Annotated in this window: 18 protein-coding genes and 1 pseudogene; 8 read left to right on the top strand and 11 right to left on the bottom strand. The window is 48.9% G+C overall.

The genetic code is table 11. The annotated features are described in order from the left end of the window. Positions 1 to 102: 102 nt before the first annotated feature. On the top strand, positions 103 to 951 hold the full coding sequence (locus FP827_05840) for a hypothetical protein (GenBank protein ID MBA3052590.1): 849 nt from the start codon (positions 103 to 105) through the stop codon (positions 949 to 951). An 11-nt stretch (positions 952 to 962) separates the two neighbouring features. Next, on the top strand, positions 963 to 2,636 hold the full coding sequence (locus FP827_05835; protein MBA3052589.1) for a hypothetical protein: 1,674 nt from the start codon (positions 963 to 965) through the stop codon (positions 2,634 to 2,636). Positions 2,637 to 2,656: 20 nt separating this feature from the next. Here FP827_05835 and FP827_05830 read toward each other — a convergent pair whose 3' ends face one another. From FP827_05830 to FP827_05810, 5 genes and pseudogenes are all read right to left on the bottom strand, one after another. After that, complete coding sequence (locus FP827_05830) at positions 2,657 to 3,565, bottom strand: hypothetical protein (GenBank protein ID MBA3052588.1); 909 nt, start codon at positions 3,563 to 3,565, stop codon at positions 2,657 to 2,659. Continuing rightward, a complete protein-coding gene (locus FP827_05825) occupies positions 3,562 to 5,085 on the bottom strand; it encodes a S8 family serine peptidase (protein ID MBA3052587.1) in 1,524 nt (507 codons plus the stop codon). Before FP827_05825 ends, FP827_05830 begins: the two co-directional genes overlap by 4 nt. Further along, positions 5,078 to 6,166, bottom strand: coding sequence for a YjgP/YjgQ family permease (locus tag FP827_05820; protein ID MBA3052586.1), 1,089 nt, complete (start codon positions 6,164 to 6,166; stop codon positions 5,078 to 5,080). Before FP827_05820 ends, FP827_05825 begins: the two co-directional genes overlap by 8 nt. Then, positions 6,163 to 7,323: a YjgP/YjgQ family permease gene (locus tag FP827_05815; protein MBA3052585.1), complete on the bottom strand. Its 1,161-nt coding sequence runs from the start codon at positions 7,321 to 7,323 to the stop codon at positions 6,163 to 6,165. The genes FP827_05820 and FP827_05815 overlap by 4 nt, the downstream gene beginning before the upstream one ends. Then, a pseudogene (locus FP827_05810) lies at positions 7,322 to 7,555 on the bottom strand (hypothetical protein). The gene FP827_05815 and the pseudogene FP827_05810 overlap by 2 nt, the downstream one beginning before the upstream one ends. A gap of 218 nt (positions 7,556 to 7,773) precedes the next feature. Here FP827_05810 and FP827_05805 point away from each other — a divergent pair. Next, the gene (locus FP827_05805) at positions 7,774 to 8,094 is read left to right on the top strand and encodes a hypothetical protein (GenBank protein ID MBA3052584.1); all 321 of its coding nucleotides are present in this window, start codon (positions 7,774 to 7,776) and stop codon (positions 8,092 to 8,094) included. Here FP827_05805 and FP827_05800 read toward each other — a convergent pair. From FP827_05800 to FP827_05775, 6 genes are all read right to left on the bottom strand, one after another. Beyond that, entirely contained in the window at positions 8,040 to 8,876 is an 837-nt protein-coding gene (locus tag FP827_05800) for a ParB/RepB/Spo0J family partition protein (protein MBA3052583.1), read from the bottom strand. The genes FP827_05805 and FP827_05800 overlap by 55 nt on opposite strands. Continuing rightward, positions 8,877 to 10,334: a glucosyl-3-phosphoglycerate synthase gene (locus FP827_05795; GenBank protein MBA3052582.1), complete on the bottom strand. Its 1,458-nt coding sequence runs from the start codon at positions 10,332 to 10,334 to the stop codon at positions 8,877 to 8,879. Beyond that, complete coding sequence (locus FP827_05790) at positions 10,321 to 11,088, bottom strand: ParA family protein (GenBank protein MBA3052581.1); 768 nt, start codon at positions 11,086 to 11,088, stop codon at positions 10,321 to 10,323. The genes FP827_05795 and FP827_05790 overlap by 14 nt, the downstream gene beginning before the upstream one ends. After that, entirely contained in the window at positions 11,081 to 11,671 is a 591-nt protein-coding gene (rsmG, locus tag FP827_05785; GenBank protein MBA3052580.1) for a 16S rRNA (guanine(527)-N(7))-methyltransferase RsmG, read from the bottom strand. Before rsmG ends, FP827_05790 begins: the two co-directional genes overlap by 8 nt. Next, positions 11,649 to 12,566 (bottom strand): hypothetical protein, encoded by a 918-nt coding sequence (locus FP827_05780; protein MBA3052579.1) that lies wholly within the window; start codon positions 12,564 to 12,566, stop codon positions 11,649 to 11,651. Before FP827_05780 ends, rsmG begins: the two co-directional genes overlap by 23 nt. Positions 12,567 to 12,840: 274 nt before the next feature. Continuing rightward, the gene (locus FP827_05775; protein ID MBA3052578.1) at positions 12,841 to 13,629 is read right to left on the bottom strand and encodes a helix-hairpin-helix domain-containing protein; all 789 of its coding nucleotides are present in this window, start codon (positions 13,627 to 13,629) and stop codon (positions 12,841 to 12,843) included. Between the two features lie 149 nt (positions 13,630 to 13,778). Here FP827_05775 and FP827_05770 point away from each other — a divergent pair, with 149 nt between their 5' ends. Genes FP827_05770 through rsfS form a run of 5 tightly spaced genes read left to right on the top strand, consistent with a single transcriptional unit; the run spans position 13,779 to position 18,484 of the window. Continuing rightward, positions 13,779 to 15,143, top strand: a complete 1,365-nt coding sequence (locus FP827_05770; GenBank protein ID MBA3052577.1) for a TrpB-like pyridoxal phosphate-dependent enzyme — start codon at positions 13,779 to 13,781, stop codon at positions 15,141 to 15,143. Beyond that, positions 15,140 to 16,387: a glutamate-5-semialdehyde dehydrogenase gene (locus FP827_05765; GenBank protein ID MBA3052576.1), complete on the top strand. Its 1,248-nt coding sequence runs from the start codon at positions 15,140 to 15,142 to the stop codon at positions 16,385 to 16,387. Before FP827_05770 ends, FP827_05765 begins: the two co-directional genes overlap by 4 nt. Further along, positions 16,388 to 16,954, top strand: coding sequence for a nicotinate (nicotinamide) nucleotide adenylyltransferase (nadD, locus tag FP827_05760; protein ID MBA3052575.1), 567 nt, complete (start codon positions 16,388 to 16,390; stop codon positions 16,952 to 16,954). Next, on the top strand, positions 16,951 to 18,168 hold the full coding sequence (locus FP827_05755; protein ID MBA3052574.1) for a LytR family transcriptional regulator: 1,218 nt from the start codon (positions 16,951 to 16,953) through the stop codon (positions 18,166 to 18,168). Before nadD ends, FP827_05755 begins: the two co-directional genes overlap by 4 nt. Next, complete coding sequence (rsfS, locus tag FP827_05750) at positions 18,155 to 18,484, top strand: ribosome silencing factor (GenBank protein MBA3052573.1); 330 nt, start codon at positions 18,155 to 18,157, stop codon at positions 18,482 to 18,484. Before FP827_05755 ends, rsfS begins: the two co-directional genes overlap by 14 nt. The last annotated feature ends 176 nt before the right edge of the window (positions 18,485 to 18,660 follow it).

Genomic DNA, 18,660 nt, shown 5'->3' with positions numbered 1-18,660 from the left:
GGTGACATTTATTACATTGACATATCGCCGTCAGCTAAGGTAAAATGTAGTTAGGATGCGTGAGGCATTTATTTATATGAAAAAATACTGGGAGGTTGTTTTATGAGAAACAAATTGTTTACGGCCCTTGCCGTTATCAGTGTTTTCGCGGTGACATCCTGCGATAACAAAAACCTTTTCGGCAAGTTTCATAAGTCGGGCAGTTCAGCGAGCATAGAAGTCCTGCTGTCGGACGCTAACGCCGCTCTCGCCAATGACAACCCCGCTGAAGCCAGGGCAATAGCGGACAAGATCCTGGCGAAGGATCCCAGCAATTCCGAAGCCCTCTATATATCGGCCGCCGCCGGCCTCAAAGTGGCCGGATTTGATGTTGCCGGAATTCTTATTTCTGTAATTGGTTCTACCGCTACGGCAGATGCTGGTTCACTCCTTGAATCTTTTGCCAATTTGGATCTTGACGTGATAGCCAAGGCGATAGAAGAATCGGTTCAACAGTTAAAACAAATAGCCGATGGTAATACTAATGGCGCAATTGCCGCTAATGATATTGATGTGAATTTGAATCTCGGGATTCTCGAAATTTTAAATGCGGCAATAAATATCATAGACTTCAATGACAATTATACTATTCTGAATGATACCAGTGATGTGGTTCAGGTCGATGACAATTACAAAGTGACAGTGAAAGTAGGGACAGGAACGTATAAATCTGTAAGTGAGTTAACTGACGAGGAAGTGAATGAGTTAAAAGCCCTTCATGGCGACGCTTTAGCCGATAAAGTAGGCGAGAGCATCACTCAGATTGAATCGGCTGTTATTCACTTTACTGTCGCTTCCGATGGCGTGGCCGGGGGCTCGTCTATTATGGATGATCTCAAAAATACAGTCAGCAATGATTTGAAAACTGAATTTGATGATTTTTACAGCAAGCTTACTTCTACAAGCACATAGGAGACAGAAGAATGAAATATATAAAAATAAAGTCAATCACGGTTTTCTGTCTTATTTGTTTGTTCATATCCGGTATAAGCGCGGCGAGGGAAGAAGCTTTTATGATAAGGGGTATGCGCCCCTTGGCAATGGGCGGGGCGTTTACAGCTGTCTCCGACGACGCCAACGCCTTTTTCTATAACCCCGCTGGCGTTGCGGCTGCTGAAAAAACGCATCTGACACTTTTGCAGATAGGCCTCACCATCGGTGATGACTTGAAAAAGGGCTATGACTGGTATAAGGATAATCAGGATGATTTGGATAAGATGGATGACCTCCAGGACTCAGACCCAGACAAATATAACAGGCTGATGCGCGATGTGGCGAACACAATAAGCAAATTGCGCATCGTCGCCGCTGTCGACGCGCCGCAGTTCTCACTCCTCTCGCCTAATCATAAACTGTCTTATGGCGCTGGACTTTTCGCTCAGGCCAATATTTTAGTGAGTGTTAATGCGGGGATAATCGTTCCCTTATTGGATATCCACGGCCGCGCGGATGTCGTGGCGCCGGTTGCTTTCGGTATGAAGTTCATGGATAAGAGGCTCGCCGTGGGTGTGGCGCCCAAGCTCTTGAAGCGCATCAGGATAGATGAAACGCGCCTGACATTTCTTGAGATGGAGGATTTTGACGTTCAGGAACAGACGGGCGACGGCTTCGGCGTGGATATGGGCGTGATCTATAAACTCACGAATAAAATGAATGTCGGCGCCGCGTGGAAAGACGCTACTTTCCCTTTGCTCTCCGGAACGGAAATAACATACGGCGCGGAATGGCAGGACGCGAAATCAACTTCAACAACTCCGACGCTGATTCCCGGTTACACGGCCAGAATTCCGTCACAGCTGAACATAGGTATGAGCTACAGGATGAACAAACTCCTGCTCTTCTCATTTGATATTTACGATGTCTGGCACAGCAAAAATAAAGTTCTGTGGGGGGCGACTTTGTGGCCCAAGATCCACGCCGGCTGCGAGCTGAATCTTTTTAATTTTCTTCGCGGGCGGGTCGGTATAAATCAGGGCTATCCGACTTTCGGCTTTGATGTTAACCTCTGGCTGTTCCACATAGAATATGCCAGATGGGCCGACGAACGCGGTTTTTACGCGGGCGACTTGGCCGAATGGCAGCACAAGCTCGCAATAACGATGCGGTACTCGTGGGGCGGAAAGAAAAAGGAGCCGGCGCCCGTGATAGAGGAAAAGCCGCAGGAGGAAGTAAAGGCGGAAATCCCGGAAAGCGAGAAAATCAATGTAGCCGTGACGGATTTTGAGGCGCGCGCGCCTCTTTCGCAGTCGGAATCGGCCTTTATATCCGATTTTGTACGCGGCGATCTTGTGAAAAACGGCCGGTTCAATGTCGTTGAAAAAAACAGCATGGACAAAATCCTCGCCGAGCAGGGCTTTCAGAATTCCGGCTGTTCATCAGCGGACTGTGCGGTGGCCATGGGAAAGATACTGAATGTTAAAACCATCCTTGTCGGTTCCTGCGGCAAGCTGCTGAATAATTATGTCGTTACTCTCAACGCGGTGGAAGTGGAAAGCGGTAAGATAGTTTATTCCGACAACATATCCGTTGATAATTCCGATGATATCAGAAGCGGCGTTTCCGGCCTTGTTACCAAATACGCAGGGTCAATAAAATAGCTCAGAATTCCTGTTAAAATTTAAAATTCTGCCGTTAAGGTAAAAAGGTGGCTTTGGCCTAAATACTTGTGAAACGAGAAGGCGTAATCCAGAGTAAAATTATTATGCTTCACGCCGATTCCCGCCGCGGGCCGGAGAAGGTCCTGATAACTTAAACCGCCCCGTAACACGATCGGCGCCATGGGATATTCAATTCCGGCGGCGAACACTTTGTTTTCTTCGGAGCTTTTTTCTATATCGCCGTTAATCGTGAAGTCATCCCTCCGGTAAGCAAGACCTGCCGAAACCGTGAGAGGAAGCGGGCTGTCCGAGATTTTTTTGCCGATGTTTCTCACGCTGGCGCCGAGACTTAAATCTTCATTGATGTCTTTTACCGCTCCGGCGTCAAATGCCGCCGCTGACGAAAGATTGTTGTCCACGCTCTCGCTGATATTTTTTACAGTCAAACCCCCCGTATAGTTATCGGAGAGAAAAGCGTAAGAGAGAAATATGCTTCTTGCGCTGACGCCGAAACTGCCTGTTTTTATGCCCGTGAGCATGTCTCTTCTGTCTTCATCACTTGAAAAACTCCTCAGGCCCAGGCATAAAAAATTGTTTATTCTTTCCACGCCGTAGGAATCACTGCTCTCGACGGAAAATGTGAATTTCGCGTCATTGAGAGAGATGCTGTCGAAATACATGAGATGCGAAAACTGCAGAGAAGCCGGAGCGTCATAAAGAGCGGCGGGATTGGTCTCCACGAAATCCGCTCCGGTAAGAGCCGTCCCCCCTCCGCCGAGAGCGAGTTTACGCGCGGAAAGAGCCACGCGCATAAACGCAGCGCCGCTTTTCCCAGGTGAAACATCAAAAAAGCCGGCCCAGACAGATGAAGCTGCTGTTAAAAAAAGAGCGGTCAGATTTATGCTGAGAAACTTTTTCGCGTAATTCATTTTATCACCGCAAAATGCCCTTTGCTTTGGCCGATATTTGTTTCCGCAAAATAAAAATAAATTCCGGACGCCACTTTTGCGCCGCGGCTGTTTTTCCCGTCCCAGCTGATCAGCTGGCTTGACGGATAATATGACGACTGATCCAGTTTGACGATCTCCTGGCCCGCAAAATCAAAAATTCTCACAACATTCACCGACGAGGGCGCGGGACTGAAAGCGAATTTCAAGGCGACGCCGGCCGAGGCCCTTAAAGGGTTCGGAAAAACCGTTACCTTTTGAGCAAGGCTTGCGATATGAGCATTGAGGTTAGCTATGCAGTCATTGGCGTTTATCACGCCGTAACCCCTTTCGTTTGTAAAAGTCGGATAATCAGAGCCCGAGCGTCTGATAGCCTCGGCGACATCACCCGGACCGTAATCCGGCCGAATTGATAAAATAATTGAAGCCAGCCCTGCGACAAAAGGCGTTGCCATTGAGGTGCCGTCCCACGAGTCATAGCTATCTGAAGGCACGGTACTTAAAATATTATTTCCGGGAGCAAGAACATCAAGGTTCGGCCCGTAATTGCTTCCCCCGCCCGCGACCCAATCGCTTGGTGAACAACGATTGCCGCTTTCGTTAACCGCTCCGACGGCAAAAGTTGTAGAGAGCGCCGCCGGATAAGAGATATAGGGGGTGTTATCATTTCCTGATGCCGCAGCTATAAAAACTCCGCGTTCAAAAGCATAAGCGCAGGCGTCCGCTTCGGCGCCGGCATAGTCTCCCCCGAGACTCATATTTATTACCCGCGCGCCGTTTCTAACTGCCCAGCAAATCCCTGCAGCGATATCATAATCAGATCCTGTATAATCGGAATAATAATCACTCCATTTTAGAACCCTCACCGACATTATTCTGCATTTTACCGCAACTCCGGCAATGCCGATACCATTATCAGTTCCAGCAGCGGCAATTCCGGCAACGTGCGTGGCATGATCCTCAGAAGGAAAGGCGGTGCGTTCATATTTAGGGTCATTATCGTCATCGGCAAAATCATAACCGTGATAACCTTGAGGAGAAGTCCACATTTTTGCAGATAAATCTTCATGTTTATAATCGACCCCGGTGTCAATGACGGCGATTATTATGCTTGCGGAGCCGGAACTGCCCTCTATATTCCATGCCTGCTCCATGTTGATGCCGTTGGCAGTGGAGAGACCCCACTGTGAAGCGTAATTTGGGTCATTGGGCGCGGCGAAAGCCCGTCGCAATCGGCTTTTGTAGCAGTATTTTGTTTCATCAAAGTTGTTGAAAAATTTTACGGCCTCAAGAGCTTCCGGCGCTGAAGGGAATTTAAGCCGCCAAACGGATATTTCTTCCATAAGCGAAACAGCGGTCGGCGTTGAGCGGCTTATGAGATTTTTCTGTATATTTTCAGGAGTGCCTTCTTTGAATTTAAGAAGAACGCTTGCGTCGGCATAAAGAAAAGTCGCTTGTAAAAAAAACAGGGCGCTGAGAGCGGCATGGCGAAAATCAGACATTTTTCTTTTTCATGAAATAAAGCCCGGCCAGAACAAAAATCATATTTACACCCCACGCGCTTATCCAGGGGGGCAGAGCTCCCGTCTGGCCGAAAGAGAGTCCGAGCGAGTAAAGCCCCCAGTAAGTGAAGCACACGACCATGCTGAGAGCCACGGCGAAAATCCTCCCGAGGTGGCTGAAATAAATACCTATGGGGAAACCAAGTATTATCACAACCAGCGCCGACATCGCGGATGAAACGCGGGCCTGGAGGTCAAGCCTTTCCTGATGAGAGGGTATTCCCGCGGACCTGAGTTCTTTTATGTGTTTGCGCAGCCGCGCTATTCCCATTTCGCGGTAAGAAATGGTTTTTATGAGAAAATCCTCCGGTTCCTGGGCGAAATTGAAAAGCCGCGATTTGAAACTTTCTTCTGCTATCAATTTGCCCGCGTTGTCCCATGACCTTTCAACACCGTTTCTTAATTCCCAATCCTCTTTGTAAATGAAAGTTCGGGCAAAAATATTAACGGAGCCGCTTTTCCCCGTGATATCCAGATTGAAATTACTCCCGGCCCTTTTGGCGGAGTCGTAAAAACCTATGTAATAAAAGGATTTTCCCGCCGCCGCATTATCCGTGTGATATAGCAGATTGAAATAGCGGCCCCGTGGAGGGGGGGCGTCATGCCCTTTGATAACGACATTATAATAGCGGTAGGCCTCCTTTGAGGCCATTTTGGCCGCAAACTCGTCTGTTAAAAACATAATGGCCGTGATAACAGCCCCGGCGGCGATGAAGGGTTTCATCAGCGTGATCATGGAGACGCCAGAAGTCTCTATCGCGGTCAGTTCATTGTGACGTTTGAGAGCCGTTAAGGTCATGACAAGGGCCAGCAGTATGGACACGGGAAGCGCCTGTAAAAACCAGGCAGGACTTTTGCAGGCGAGGAAATAGGCGATCTGTTTTGCTGAAGCGCCGTATTCTGAAAAAACGCTCAGGCGTGTGATAAGGCCCGAAAAAATGAAAAGGCTCATAAAGCCCGCCGCGGCTATGAAAAAAGCCTTGCCGAAGCGCAGCAGCAGGTATTTTAAAAAAAGTTTCATAAAGCCAGCAGCACCCCGAGGGCGCACAGGATATTAGGTATCCATACCGCAATAGAAGGCGCGAGAAATCCGCTTTCGGCCATGTGCGAACAGAGGCTGAAACTGAGGTAATAAGCGCTTATCAGCAGAATCGCCGCGCCTACACTGGATGCTTTTTTAGGCGATTTCAGTTTTATTCCCAGCAGCGCTCCCGCCATAGCGAGGAAGAGCGCTCCACCGGCCAGAGCCGGGCGCATGTGATATTCCATTTTCAGATTATCGCCGCGTTTGCCGCTTTTTTCCGCGTCGTCTATTCTTTCGCGCAGTTTTGATGATTCAAGTTGAGAAATATTCTGTCCGACTTCGCCGGACTCCGGGGAAGTTATAAAAAATGAATATTTGTCAAAATCCACAGTTGTCAGAAGGCTGAGGTCATCTTTGTCCCTCAGTTTCATCTGCCCGCGTTCAAGAGTCAGGCCCGCGGCCCCGTTTTCTTTTATTGTCAGGGCACCTGTTTCGGCGGTAATGGATGTGGCCGGAAAATTTTTCTCTCGGCGGTATATTCTTATATCTTTCATTTTCCGGGATGATATTTTCTCCGCAAAGAAAACATAATCTCCGATTTCGCTGAAAGCGCCTTCCTGAAAACGCAGTATATTCCTGGCGAGTATGTCCCTGACGAGAACAGTCATCGCGCGACTGCTCTTCGGCGAGAGAACGGCGTTGGAATACAGCATGAAAAGGGATACCATAATGCCGGATGCCAGTACGGACCTGAGTATGATTCTCGGATTTATGCCCGATGACTGCAGGGCGAGGATCTCGGAATCCCCGGCGAGGCGGCTCACGGCGACGACCCATGACAGAACAAAAGACACGGGTATGACAAAAATGAAAGAAGACGGGATGCCCGTCAGAAAAATTCTCACTATATCGGTGATGCCGGCCCCTTTTGCGACCAGGGATGCGATAAATCCCATGGCTTCATTCACGATAAAAATGCCGATGAGAATGAAAAACGCCGAAGCAAACACCGGTAAAAATTCTTTGAATAAGTAGCGTGAAAAAATGCGCATGATGAGGTCAGATAATGTTGTCAGTCCCCCGCCTGCCGTCAGGCCGGCGGCTAGACAGGTTGACATTTGGCATTGGGCCGGGTTTTGCGGGAAGATAAGCATAATAGAGCCGGAGGTCAATGGCAACCATAATCATGTTCAGCGCGTACAGAGTGGTGATCCAGTCAAAAGAGTATAGGATTTTGTGAATAAGGCCGCAAAGATAACCAAAACAGACAATGCCCATGAAGAGCGGGCTTTTTCCGGTCACGATCCCCGTGCGCAGGGTTCTCGCGATTGAGACCGGCCAGCTTATGCCAAAGCAGATGAGCATGGCGGCCTCAAATACACTCATTGTCCCGTCCCCGGTAATAAAATCCTGATTGTTTTAGCATATGGTATTCTCAATAATCGTCTGATGCAGATTAGCAAGTTTTTGGCTGTTTTTGCAAGCGGTGCCAGGTCTTGACATTTGACATTATTGAAGAAAAACCCCGCCGATATCAAGGCCCGGCCTCGTCCACCCGTTTATATTTCCAGAAAAGTTTGTTAAAATGAACGCTGGAGGTTCGTATGATATATATGCTGCCGGCTTTTTTGGCTGTTTTTGTTTTTGTGAAATATATTTCGCTGAACCCGCTCATAGGCGTGTTTCTCGGTATTTTGTTTGCCCTAGGCGTGAATCCGCGTTTTCGAGCGCGATCCAAGAAAACATTTTGGTTCTTTCACGCTGTTTACGTGATTGTTTTTTGCGCGATGATAATCCTTCTGTCCGAATATGTTTCGGGGGAGATAATCAGCGTATGCGCGCTCTGGGCAGTTTTCTCGTCGCTGTTCAGTTACCGGGAAAGTCTTTTGATGAGCCGGTCCAGCTCGTCCGACGAGAAAAAATGAATTTTTATGTGGCCCTGATTTTTTTTGTTAGCTTTTACCTCGACTTTTGTAGATAGCGAGCTCTCTAATTTTTCGGCAATTTCCCTTATCTCGGCAGATACCTGACGGTTTTTAGGGCCTGTTTTTTTTCCGGAAGAGAGAAATTCTATTTCACGCACGGAGAGATGCTCGTTAATGATCCGGTGTATGATGTGTTTTCTTTTGCGCGGATCTTTTATGACCGACAGCGCCCGCGCATGCCCTTCGCTTATTTTCCCTTCCCCGAGCGCCAGCACGATGTCTTCCGGAAATTTCAGGAGCCTGAGCGTGTTAGCCACAGTGGAACGGCTTTTGCCCACTCTTTCAGCGACGGCTTCCTGCGTCAGAGAAAATTTTTTCATAAGAGCTTCAAGCCCACTGGCTTCATCAAGCGGGTTAAGATCCTCCCGCTGGAGGTTTTCTATCAGGGATATAAAAGCAGCCGATGCCTCGTCGGTGTCTTTGATTGTGACCGGCACCTTTTTGAATCCCGCTATTTTGGCGGCCCGCAGGCGTCTTTCACCGGCTATGAGTTTCCATCCCGTCCCCGACGGTGAAACGACCAGCGGCTGTATGATGCCGTCCTGTTTCAGCGTTTCCGCCAGCGAAGTGATGCTGTCCGCGTTAAAACTTTTCCTGGCCTGGTGTGTGCCCGGCTGTATTTCTGAAACGCTTATCATATGTATGCGCCCTTCTTCTTTTTCGGGGATAAGAGCCTTGAGGCCTCTACCCAGCACAGCTTTTTTCATTTTTCCGACCTCCATTTACAATTTGATTTTCACCGGCCGGCAGTTGTCGGGCAGGTACCTGTTTATATAACTTAAAGGTTTTTTTCTGATGACGGTCAGTGCCCCGGCGATGGCCCCTCTGTGGGAAACAACAAGGATCTTCTCGCCGCTGTGTTTTTTTTGCACATGAGCCAGAAAGGACTTCATGCGCTCTGTCAGTTTTTCCCATGATTCGGCGCCGGGCGGTAGGTGCTTCCATGCTTCTTTTTTCCAGTTTTTGTAGTCTTTCGGATATTTTGCGCTAAGCCACTGCTCTTTTTTGCCTGACCAGCTACCGTGCGATATCTCAAGAAGCCGCTTATCCTGCCGTACGGGAAGGCCGTGCTTACCCGCTATTATCAGAGCCGTATCCAGAGATCTTGATAAGGGCGAGCTGTAAACGGCGCATATTTTTTCTTTTTGCAGCGCCGCCGCTGCAAGCTGCGCCTGTTTTCTCCCTTTTGAATTGAGAGGAATGTCCTGTCTCGACTGGATGCGTTTTTCCCTGTTCCAGTCGGTTTCTCCGTGGCGCAGGAATATGATTTCAGTAGTACGGGCAAGCTCGCACACGGGTTTGTAATATTTTTGCGATATTTTATAAATACTGTTTTTCGTCAGGTCATAGTAATTTTCGGAGATGGCGCTCACCCTGAGTTTTTTCACCTTCTGAGCGTAATGCAGGAATGAATGCAGCACCTCGAAGCTCATTTTGCCCAGCGCGTGCAGCGTTTGGTTCCTGTGCCTTCTTTCTCCCAGATCCGCCTGGGCGATCGCCTTTCTGCCGGCGATATGCAGTATCTCAATCAGGAATGCGACCTCGACGCCGTATCCGGAAGGTATGGAAAGTTTTCTGAAAAGATCCCGCCGTATGGCGTATTCCCCCGAAAGAGGCTGTCGGATATTGGCCAGCTCCGGGAAAAAAGTGTTAAGGATGGGTCTGGCGAGAATTTCGGTCACCCTGCCGCCTTCACCCTTTTTGAATTTGCCGGAAACCATAAGGGGCCGTTGATAGAAAGCTTTGACAAAGGAGATCTTCTTGTCTGTAAGAAGAGGCCCGACAATGCCGGTTATGAAGCGGGATGTGAAATTCCTTATATCGCCGTCTACAAAAGCCAGTATGTCCCCTGTGCTGGCGAAATAACTTTTATAAAGGGCATTCCCTTTTCCCGAGAAGTTCCCTGCGGCAGGCACGATATCCGAGTCCCTTCTCACAATAGCCCCCTCATTGCGGGCGATCGCCCTTGTCGTATCCGAAGATCCGCCGTCCAGCACTATGATCTCATCAACCAGGGGGTGTTTCAGAACGAGGTCTTTGCGGATTGCCCGCACAATTTTGCCTATTGTGGCGGCCTCATTGCGGGCGGGAATGATTACGCTTATCTTTAGGCCGGATTTTTTTTTGACAAGATCTGCCGCGCTGAAATCGCGCCAGCTGTAAATGTTATTTTTGCGCATTTCTTTTCTCCCGGGCCAGGAATTCGTCGCCGAGCTTCATGTAACTGGCCGCCCCGGCGGAATGCCTGTCATATTCAAATATATCTTTTCCGAAACTTGGGGCTTCGGCGAGCCTGACATTTCTCGGAATCACGGTGTTGAAAAGCTTTTCGCCAAAGAAATTTTTTATTTCATCGGTGATCTGGGCGGTCAGATTCAAGCGGCTGTCATACATGGTGAGAACCACCCCCTTTATGCGGAGGTGCTCATTGAAAGCGTCCCTCACATATTTGAGAGTGTTCAATAACTTGCCGAGGCCCTCAAGGGCGTAGAATTCGCATTGCAGAGGTATCAGCAGGCTGTCGGAAGCGGTGAGGGCGTTAATCGTAAGAAGCCCCAGCGATGGCGGGCAGTCAATGAATATAAAATCATAGTTTTCCTTGACGGCGGCGAGGGCTTTTTTCAAACGGTATTCCCTGTCTTCCATGCCCACAAGCTCTATTTCGGCCCCTGTCAGATCCCTTGTCGAAGGCACAATATCGGGGCAGTGATCCTTCGCCGTCACGGCGCCGGCCATAGACCCGTTAATGAGAACATCGTAAATATTTGCAGGGCTATTTTCTACGCCCAAACCTGAGCTGCAATTGGCCTGGGGGTCGATATCGAGAAGGAGGATCTTTTTTCTTCTCAGCACCAGTGCTTTAGCGAGATTGACCGAGGTTGTGGTTTTGCCCACTCCCCCCTTTTGGTTGGCAACAGCTATGATTTCACCCATTTTTCCAAACAAGCACGAAAGCCCTGCCGTAGTCTCTTATACAGCCGGGTTCTTTCGCAAATTCTCCTTTCTTTATTGTCTTCTTGTAGTACATAACATAAGCTTCCGGTAAAACAAGCCGGAAGGCGTGTTTTAGGAATTTTCTGCCGAAAGCTCTTCCTACAACAACATTGTATAATTTTTTATCGCTTAGGGCAAATTCCTGCGCGTCTTTGTGCACTATCCGCAGGCCGTCGAGTTTCAGCGTTTCTTTGAGCCTGCTCAAAAAAACCGCTTTTTTCCCGTTTGATTCGACCAGGTCGACCTGCAAGCCGGGCATAACTATTTTAAGTATGATGCCGGGGATGCCGGCCCCGGAACCTATATCGCAAAGAGTTAGGGGGGTTCGGCCAGGCAGCATCTCGGCTATGGTGTCGGCAAAAATGACGGAGCTTTCCACGGCCTCTTCCCACAGATGTTCATCATCAAAGGAAGTGAGGTTGAAACGCCGGTTCCATTCTTTAAGCGTCTCTAAATAAATTTTCAGTTTTTCCGCCGCTTCCGGTTGAATCGGAAATTGATTATTTCTTAGGAGCGTTAGCATTTTTTGAAAAAAGCCTTCCGGGAAAAGTCCTGATTTTAGCCCGCGAAACAGCGATACGGAGTTCCTTCAGGCTCTCTTGGGCCGCGATCCGGCCCTTCTCTATGCAATAGTCCATTTTTTTAAAATCAGCCCAGTGGATGTCGTGCGTGTCCGGTTTTATGATAAAATCCGCCTGCGCTATCTGCATGTCGGAAAGCTTGTAAGAAGAAATTGCGTCGGTGCGGGAGAGGATTGCCAGGCCCTGGTCAAAGCTGGCGATTGTTTTTCGCCGCGGCCGCGCATCGCAGGCTATAACAAAATCACAGCAGGATTTGAGTACGGAGACGGGAACGGAATTGACCGAGCCGCCGTCAAGATAGTATGAGCCGTCGATTTTAACGGGAGGAAAGATGCCCGGGATTGAAGAAGACGCAAGAACGGATGTCTTAAGCTTGCCGCTGCAGAAAACCCTCTCGTCCCCCAGCCCTATATCCGTGGCCACTGAGTAAAAAGGTATCTTTAATTCCTCAAAGGTTTCCGGCAGCTGAAGTTCGCTGAATATGCCTGCCGCCTGATCGTCGCTGATAATAGAAGGCCCGGTCACAGCCCTGTTCATTATAAAGAATTGTTTTGCCGCGGACAGAATTTTTCCGAAAGGCCGCGATGAAGCTTTTTGCGAAAAGTATGCGGCGGCTTCTTTAACAGGCGCGCTGATTATAAATTCCGCGAGTTTTTTCTCTACCGCTCTTCCGTTTGCCTCAGCGGCATACAGCGCGCCGATCACCGCGCCCATGCTTGTACCGGATATGGCGCCGACAGACAACCCGCTTTTACCGATAATTTCCAGTATCCCTATGTGGGCCAGCCCCCTGGCGCCGCCGCCCCCCAGGGCGATTCCCAGTTTAAATTTTTTCATAAGCAATGCTCCTTTCTGCGCATTGTTTCATGTGAAACAATGCAGCCCTGTCTTGTTGCAGAAGATATACCGGGCCGCATCAGGCTATTATGGTAGAAAATTTTTGACCCAAAAACAATTGTTAACGACAATTATTAACGCCCGCCTTAACCCGTTACTGATTTGCAAAGAGTGGGCTAAATTGTTTACCGGACTGGGCTACGCCTCACTAGTAATTGTATAATACAAAGATTTCTAATTATTCCAATTAAATCGGAGGAATGGAAACTTTTTATTATTCTTCCGGCTCGTCTGATTCATCAAGCTCATCGTCCGAGTCGTCACTTTTTGATTCTTTGGCGGGAGCAGATTTTTTAGAATCTTTTTTTGAGCCCGCGCAAATGAGCCGCTCGCTTTTAATCAGAATAGTAATATTTTTCTTCCATGCGCCTTTTGATGTGGCGAAGGCATAACTGGTTTTTCCGCTTTTTGTCTCGTAGGAGATATCTTTCAGGCCATCAATAGATGAGAATGGTCTGTTGTCAACTACTAGCTGAGCGTTTTTCTTTGATACGCCCGGCAGCTGTGACAGTTCCGCCACGGATGCGCTGTTTATATCCCGTGGTTTAGAAAAGAGGTGCTTATAGAGAGCGTTCTGGTCGACAACGCCGACGCCGCCGCTGACGGTGAAAATATCGGCTTCTATAAGGAGTTTCATGGATTTTGACCATGCCCCTTTTTTCGTGGCGAAGTCATAGCTCGTTTTTCCGCTTTTGGTTTCATGGCTTATTTCTTTCAGATCGTCAAGGGATTTTATTTTTCCTTTTTCGTCGCGGTAGGCGATAAGAGCCTTTGCTTTAGACGAAGAAATGCCCGGTATTTTCTTTAGATCATACTCGTTAACTTCATTCAGATTGATTTTTTCAAAGCTTGATTTTGCCGCGGCCTTGGACACTTTTTTCGCTTTTGCCGCGATATCAGACGGAAAAGTCAGAGCAATAGCACACAATGCTGCCAGAATAACTCGTTTCATAAAATTTACCTCCTGCAGGATTCTCAATAAAACTGTGAACAGAACAACCATTTAATGTATCACATAAGCTTATCCTGTGTCAAACCGCTGTTCAATATGTTGAAAAATAACTTGCCCATGCTCGGATAAATTTGGTAATATCCGGCTATATTCAGGTTAGTAAAAGGGCCGGGGTGATTCCGCCCCGATTTGGAGGTGCCGTGTCCGATAGAAAAATTTATCTTTCCGAAAAAGAAATTCCCGAAGCGTGGTATAACATTCAGGCTGATCTGCCCCAGCCGTTAGCCCCGCCGCTCAATCCCAAAACGGGTCAGCCTCTGGGCCCGGAAGACCTGCTGCCGATTTTTCCCGAGAGTCTTATCAGGCAGGAGATGTCTACGGAACGCTGGATAGAGATTCCAGATGAGGTCAGAGAAATATACAAGATATGGAGGCCCTCGCCGCTTAAAAGAGCCGTACGCCTTGAAAAGGCCTTAAAGACGCCGGCAAGAATTTATTTTAAGGATGAGAGCGTCTCTCCCGCGGGAAGCCATAAGCCCAACACCTCCGTGGCTCAGGCCTATTTCAACAAGGAGGCGGGGGTCAAAAGGATCGCCACCGAAACGGGCGCCGGCCAGTGGGGAAGCGCGCTGGCTTTCGCCTGCAAGCTCATGGATATCAAATGCACGGTCTATATGGTGAAGTGCTCTTATGAACAGAAACCTTACCGCAAGATGATGATGCACACCTGGGGCGCCGAAGTTTTCCCTTCTCCCAGCGACAGGACAAATGCCGGCCGGGAAATGCAAAAAAGATTCCCCGGTACCTCGGGCAGTCTGGGCATGGCCATCTCCGAGGCCGTTGAGGACGCCGCCACTCACGATGATACCAAATACGCCCTGGGCTCTGTGCTGAACCACGTGCTTCTGCACCAGACCGTTATAGGGCTGGAAACTAAAAAACAGCTCGCCATCGCCGAAGACAAGGCCGATGTGCTTATAGGCTGCGTCGGAGGCGGTTCCAATTTTCCCGGACTTTTTTTCCCTTATGTGGCCGATAAACTGAAAGGCGCAAATCTGGAATTTATCGCCTGCGAACCTGAGGCATGCCCGACGCTGAGCAAGGGACTTTTTAAATATGATTACGGCGATACGGCCAAACTCACGCCGCTTTTGAAAATGTACACGTTGGGCCACACCTTTGTTCCGCCCGGCATACACGCCGGCGGATTGCGTTACCACGGCGACGCTCCGCTGCTGTGCCTCCTTGTGAATAAGGGCCTGGTGCAAGCCAGGGCATTTCATCAGCTCGCGGCGTTTGAGGCCGGCGTTCTTTTTGCCAGAACGGAGGGCATAATACCCGCCCCCGAATCCGCGCATGCGATTAAAGGCGCCATAGATGAGGCGTTGAAATGTAAGGAAACCGGTGAGGAAAAGTGCATAGTTTTCTGCCTCAGCGGCCACGGTCATTTTGACATGAGCTCGTATGACGCGTATTTTGAGGGGAATCTGACAGATTACGCCTATCCCGAAGAGAAGATAAAAGAGGCCCTCAAAGAGCTTCCGGACATAAAAGAAAACAGATGACGCCAACGGATTACCGCGGAATTTTCCGCCGGATGCGGTCACAGGGCATGCTCCTGGCCATGATGAAAGATTCCGAGATAAACGGCGTGCTCAAAAAAATCGCGCGGAACATCATTGCCTGCGAAAGCAAAATAATATCCGCCAATAAAAAAGATATCAGCAAAGCTCTGTCGGCGGGGAAAACAAACGCGTTTATAGACAGATTAAAACTGGATAAAAAAAGAATCCGCTCGATGGCCGCTCAGGTCATTGAGGTATCGCGTCTTCCGTCGCCGCTGGGCAAGGTGCTGTCCGCCAGAAAAAGGCCGAACGGGCTGAAGATCCGGAAGGTGTCCGTTCCGCTGGGGACATTGCTGATCATCTACGAATCGCGCCCGAATGTCACCAGTGACTGCGCGGCTCTGTGCCTGAAATCGGGGAATGCGGTGATTTTACGCGGAGGTTCCGATGCTGTCAAAAGCAACGAGGCTATTTATAGCGCTATAAGGCCCGCGCTCCCTTCCAAAATAAAAGACACGGTATTTTTTGTGAAAGACACATCCCGCGAAACGGTCAACGGTATCCTGAAACTGAACGGCCTCATAGATGCGGTGATCCCGCGCGGCGGCGAGGGTCTGATAAAGGCCGTCGTGAAAAATTCGCGAATCCCGGTTATATATCACGGGAAGGGCGTGTGCAATCTTTATGTCCACAAAGACGCTGACATGGGGATGGCCGTCGCTATAGCGTTGAACGCCAAGGTGTCACGGCCAGGGGTGTGCAACGCCATAGAGAATCTGCTGGTGGATAAAGCCGTCTCGGAGAAATTTTTGCCGATGATCCATAGCGCCTATGCGGCCAATCAAGTCGAGATGAGAGGCTGTATTGAAACAAGAAAGATCTTGGCAGGCATTAAAGCCGCCTCTCAGTCGGATTGGGACACCGAATATCTGGCTAAGATAATATCCATAAAAGTTGTCAGCGGCATATCCCAGGCCTGTGAATTCATAAATACCCACGGCTCCCGGCACTCCGAGGCCATAATCACCTCCAGCCTAAAAGCCGCGAAGGTTTTTTTCGATTTTGTGGATGCCGCCTGCCTTTATCATAACGCGTCCACAAGGTTTACCGACGGCGGTGAATTCGGAATGGGAGCCGAGATAGGGATATCAAACCAGAAACTCCATCCCCGCGGTCCGGTGGGTCTTGAGGAATTAACATCATACAAATACATTGTCTCGGGCACCGGTCAAATCAGAAAATAAATGACGGGTCTTTTCGGCGGCACGTTTAACCCACCGCACATAGGGCACATGATACTTGCCGAACAGAGCCTGCATGAACTCTCGCTGGATAAAATAATTTTTATCCCTTCCGGCAACCCGCCGCACAAAAGTGGGGATGTTCTCGGTTCCGAGACCCGCTATAAACTGACAGTTTTGGCCTCATGCCTCAATCCGCGTTTTGAGGTCAGCGATTATGAGACAAAAAAGGAATCTGTCTCTTACACTATAGACATGTTGAAGCATTTTGACCGGATCCTCGGCGGAGAAATGATATTTCTGCTCGGCATGGACGCGCTTAATGACCTGAAAAACTGGAAGGACCCGGAAAGCATTGTGAACAATTTTACATTGGGTGTCTGGCGCCGGAGCGGCGAACCGGCGCAGAATGCGTTTGCCGATAATCCGCGAATCAAAAACGTCAATGCCCCCGAGATACCCGTATCGTCATCTCAGATTAGAAAAAATATCAGAGAGGGCAAGCCCTATCGCTACCTGGTGCCGGAAAAAGTTTATGAGTATATAAACGCTATGGAGCTTTATTTGTGAAGAAGATTTTAACAGCGTTCGTTCTGGGCGTTGCCGCGTTATCCGCGATTTTATTTTTACAAAGCGGATTTTTTTCAAAATGTATAAGGGGCGAAAGGATAAATATGCTTTTTGTCGGAGCCGACCAGGTTATGGGCGGGTCTCATTCCGACGTGGTGCTGTGGGTGAGCTATGAACCTAAAACGCGTTTCATAGATATCGTCTCCGTCCCGCGCGATGTGCTGATTAAATGGGACGAACATAAGAGCTGGATCCCGCGCAAACTCAGCGAGATCCTCTTTCTTAACACGAGGCAGCACGGCATGGAATCAGGCGTCACGCTGTTTAAAAAGGAACTTGAAAAATTCCTGGATGTGAAATTTGATTATTATATGATCGTCACATTTGACGCTTTTGTGCATGTAATAGACGCCCTGGGAAAGATTCCCGTTACCGTTGACATCCCCATGCATTATGATGATTACTGGGGAGGCCTGCATATACATTTTGAGCCCGGCGATTACATGATGTCCGGCGCGGAGGCGCTCAAATATGTGCGTTTCAGGCACAGCGCCCTCGGTGATATGGGCCGCATTAAAAGGCAGCAGGACTTTGTGAGGAATCTGATCGCGCATTGTTTTGATATCAGTGTTCTATCCGCCCTGCCTGATTTGATTAAAATATACCGTGAGGACATTTTTACAAATTTCAAATGGCGGGATATCCTTGTTCTGGCTGATGTGTTCCGCACTTTTGACGCGGAACATCAGCGCTATCAGATACTGCCGGGAGTATCACAGAGGATAGGCGCTAAAGATGTGTGGAGATTGGACGAGAAATCAGCGGAGGAGATCAAGGCGTCCATCGCCGGTTCTGAAAAAGAGCTTTGGCCGAGGTCAAAGATACGGCCTTTCATAATAAAGCGCGGGCCTGACAGTTTGGACGGGATACAGGCGGAAGTTTTTAACGCCAGCGGGCGGAGCGGCCTCGCCGAAGCTCTTTCCGAAAAATTGCGCAGTTACGGATGCGATGTCGTGTTGTGGGGCAACTGGGGAAATTATAAGAAATACACAGAGGTCATTGCCAGAACGGGAGAGCTTTCAAAAGCGGTCAGAACGGCAAGTATCCTCGGCTGCAGCCGGGTGCGTACGGATATAGACCCCGACCGCATGGTTGACATATCTGTTGTTGTGGGAGATGATTTCCCGAAGGAATTCTTAGATGAAAGAAAATAAGAAAGTCAAAATAGCGCTTGAAATAGCCGAAAAGATGAAAGCGGAAGATATAAAAATACTGGATCTGATGAAATTTGACACATGCGGAAGGTTTCATGTTATAATGACGGCCACTTCCGGGAGGCATCTTTCCTCGCTTGCCCGGGAGTTAGATAAAGGCTTGAAGGCGCTGGGCGGTTCGCGCCGCACGGAGGGAATGAAAGCGAAACAATGGCTTCTTGTGGATTGCGGAGATACCGTGATTCATGTTTTTACCAGGGAATCCCGCAATTTTTACGGCATAGAGCGTCTATGGGAAATGCCGGAAAAGAATTAGCGGTATGAAGGAAGCCTCTTTTTATTCGGTTTTGAATCCCGGGAAAAACATCCTGCGATGCGAACTCTGTCCGCGCAGATGTGTTATTCCCCCCGGCAAAAAGGGTTTTTGCGGAGTTCGGCAAAACACCGGCGGCAAATTGCTCGCTTTAACATACGGTAAACTTTCTTCTGTGA

The organism is Candidatus Omnitrophota bacterium, assembly GCA_013791745.1.
Classification (GTDB): domain Bacteria; phylum CG03; class CG03; order CG03; family CG03; genus CG03.
This window is presented reverse-complemented; position numbering and strand designations above follow the sequence as displayed.

Excerpts from the sequence above, each read along its gene's own strand:
- FP827_05835 (MBA3052589.1), top strand. The coding sequence starts at position 963 with ATGAAATATATAAAAATAAAGTCAATCACGGTTTTCTGTCTTATTTGT.
- FP827_05795 (MBA3052582.1), bottom strand. The coding sequence starts at position 10,334 with ATGCGCAAAAATAACATTTACAGCTGGCGCGATTTCAGCGCGGCAGAT.
- rsfS (MBA3052573.1), top strand. The coding sequence starts at position 18,155 with ATGAAAGAAAATAAGAAAGTCAAAATAGCGCTTGAAATAGCCGAAAAG.
- FP827_05790 (MBA3052581.1), bottom strand. The coding sequence starts at position 11,088 with ATGGGTGAAATCATAGCTGTTGCCAACCAAAAGGGGGGAGTGGGCAAA.
- FP827_05820 (MBA3052586.1), bottom strand. The coding sequence starts at position 6,166 with ATGAAACTTTTTTTAAAATACCTGCTGCTGCGCTTCGGCAAGGCTTTT.
- FP827_05800 (MBA3052583.1), bottom strand. The coding sequence starts at position 8,876 with ATGGAGGTCGGAAAAATGAAAAAAGCTGTGCTGGGTAGAGGCCTCAAG.
- nadD (MBA3052575.1), top strand. The coding sequence starts at position 16,388 with ATGACGGGTCTTTTCGGCGGCACGTTTAACCCACCGCACATAGGGCAC.
- FP827_05780 (MBA3052579.1), bottom strand. The coding sequence starts at position 12,566 with ATGAAAAAATTTAAACTGGGAATCGCCCTGGGGGGCGGCGGCGCCAGG.
- FP827_05830 (MBA3052588.1), bottom strand. The coding sequence starts at position 3,565 with ATGAATTACGCGAAAAAGTTTCTCAGCATAAATCTGACCGCTCTTTTT.
- FP827_05805 (MBA3052584.1), top strand. The coding sequence starts at position 7,774 with ATGATATATATGCTGCCGGCTTTTTTGGCTGTTTTTGTTTTTGTGAAA.
- rsmG (MBA3052580.1), bottom strand. The coding sequence starts at position 11,671 with ATGCTAACGCTCCTAAGAAATAATCAATTTCCGATTCAACCGGAAGCG.
- FP827_05765 (MBA3052576.1), top strand. The coding sequence starts at position 15,140 with ATGACGCCAACGGATTACCGCGGAATTTTCCGCCGGATGCGGTCACAG.
- FP827_05840 (MBA3052590.1), top strand. The coding sequence starts at position 103 with ATGAGAAACAAATTGTTTACGGCCCTTGCCGTTATCAGTGTTTTCGCG.
- FP827_05775 (MBA3052578.1), bottom strand. The coding sequence starts at position 13,629 with ATGGTTGTTCTGTTCACAGTTTTATTGAGAATCCTGCAGGAGGTAAAT.
- FP827_05815 (MBA3052585.1), bottom strand. The coding sequence starts at position 7,323 with ATGCTTATCTTCCCGCAAAACCCGGCCCAATGCCAAATGTCAACCTGT.
- FP827_05825 (MBA3052587.1), bottom strand. The coding sequence starts at position 5,085 with ATGTCTGATTTTCGCCATGCCGCTCTCAGCGCCCTGTTTTTTTTACAA.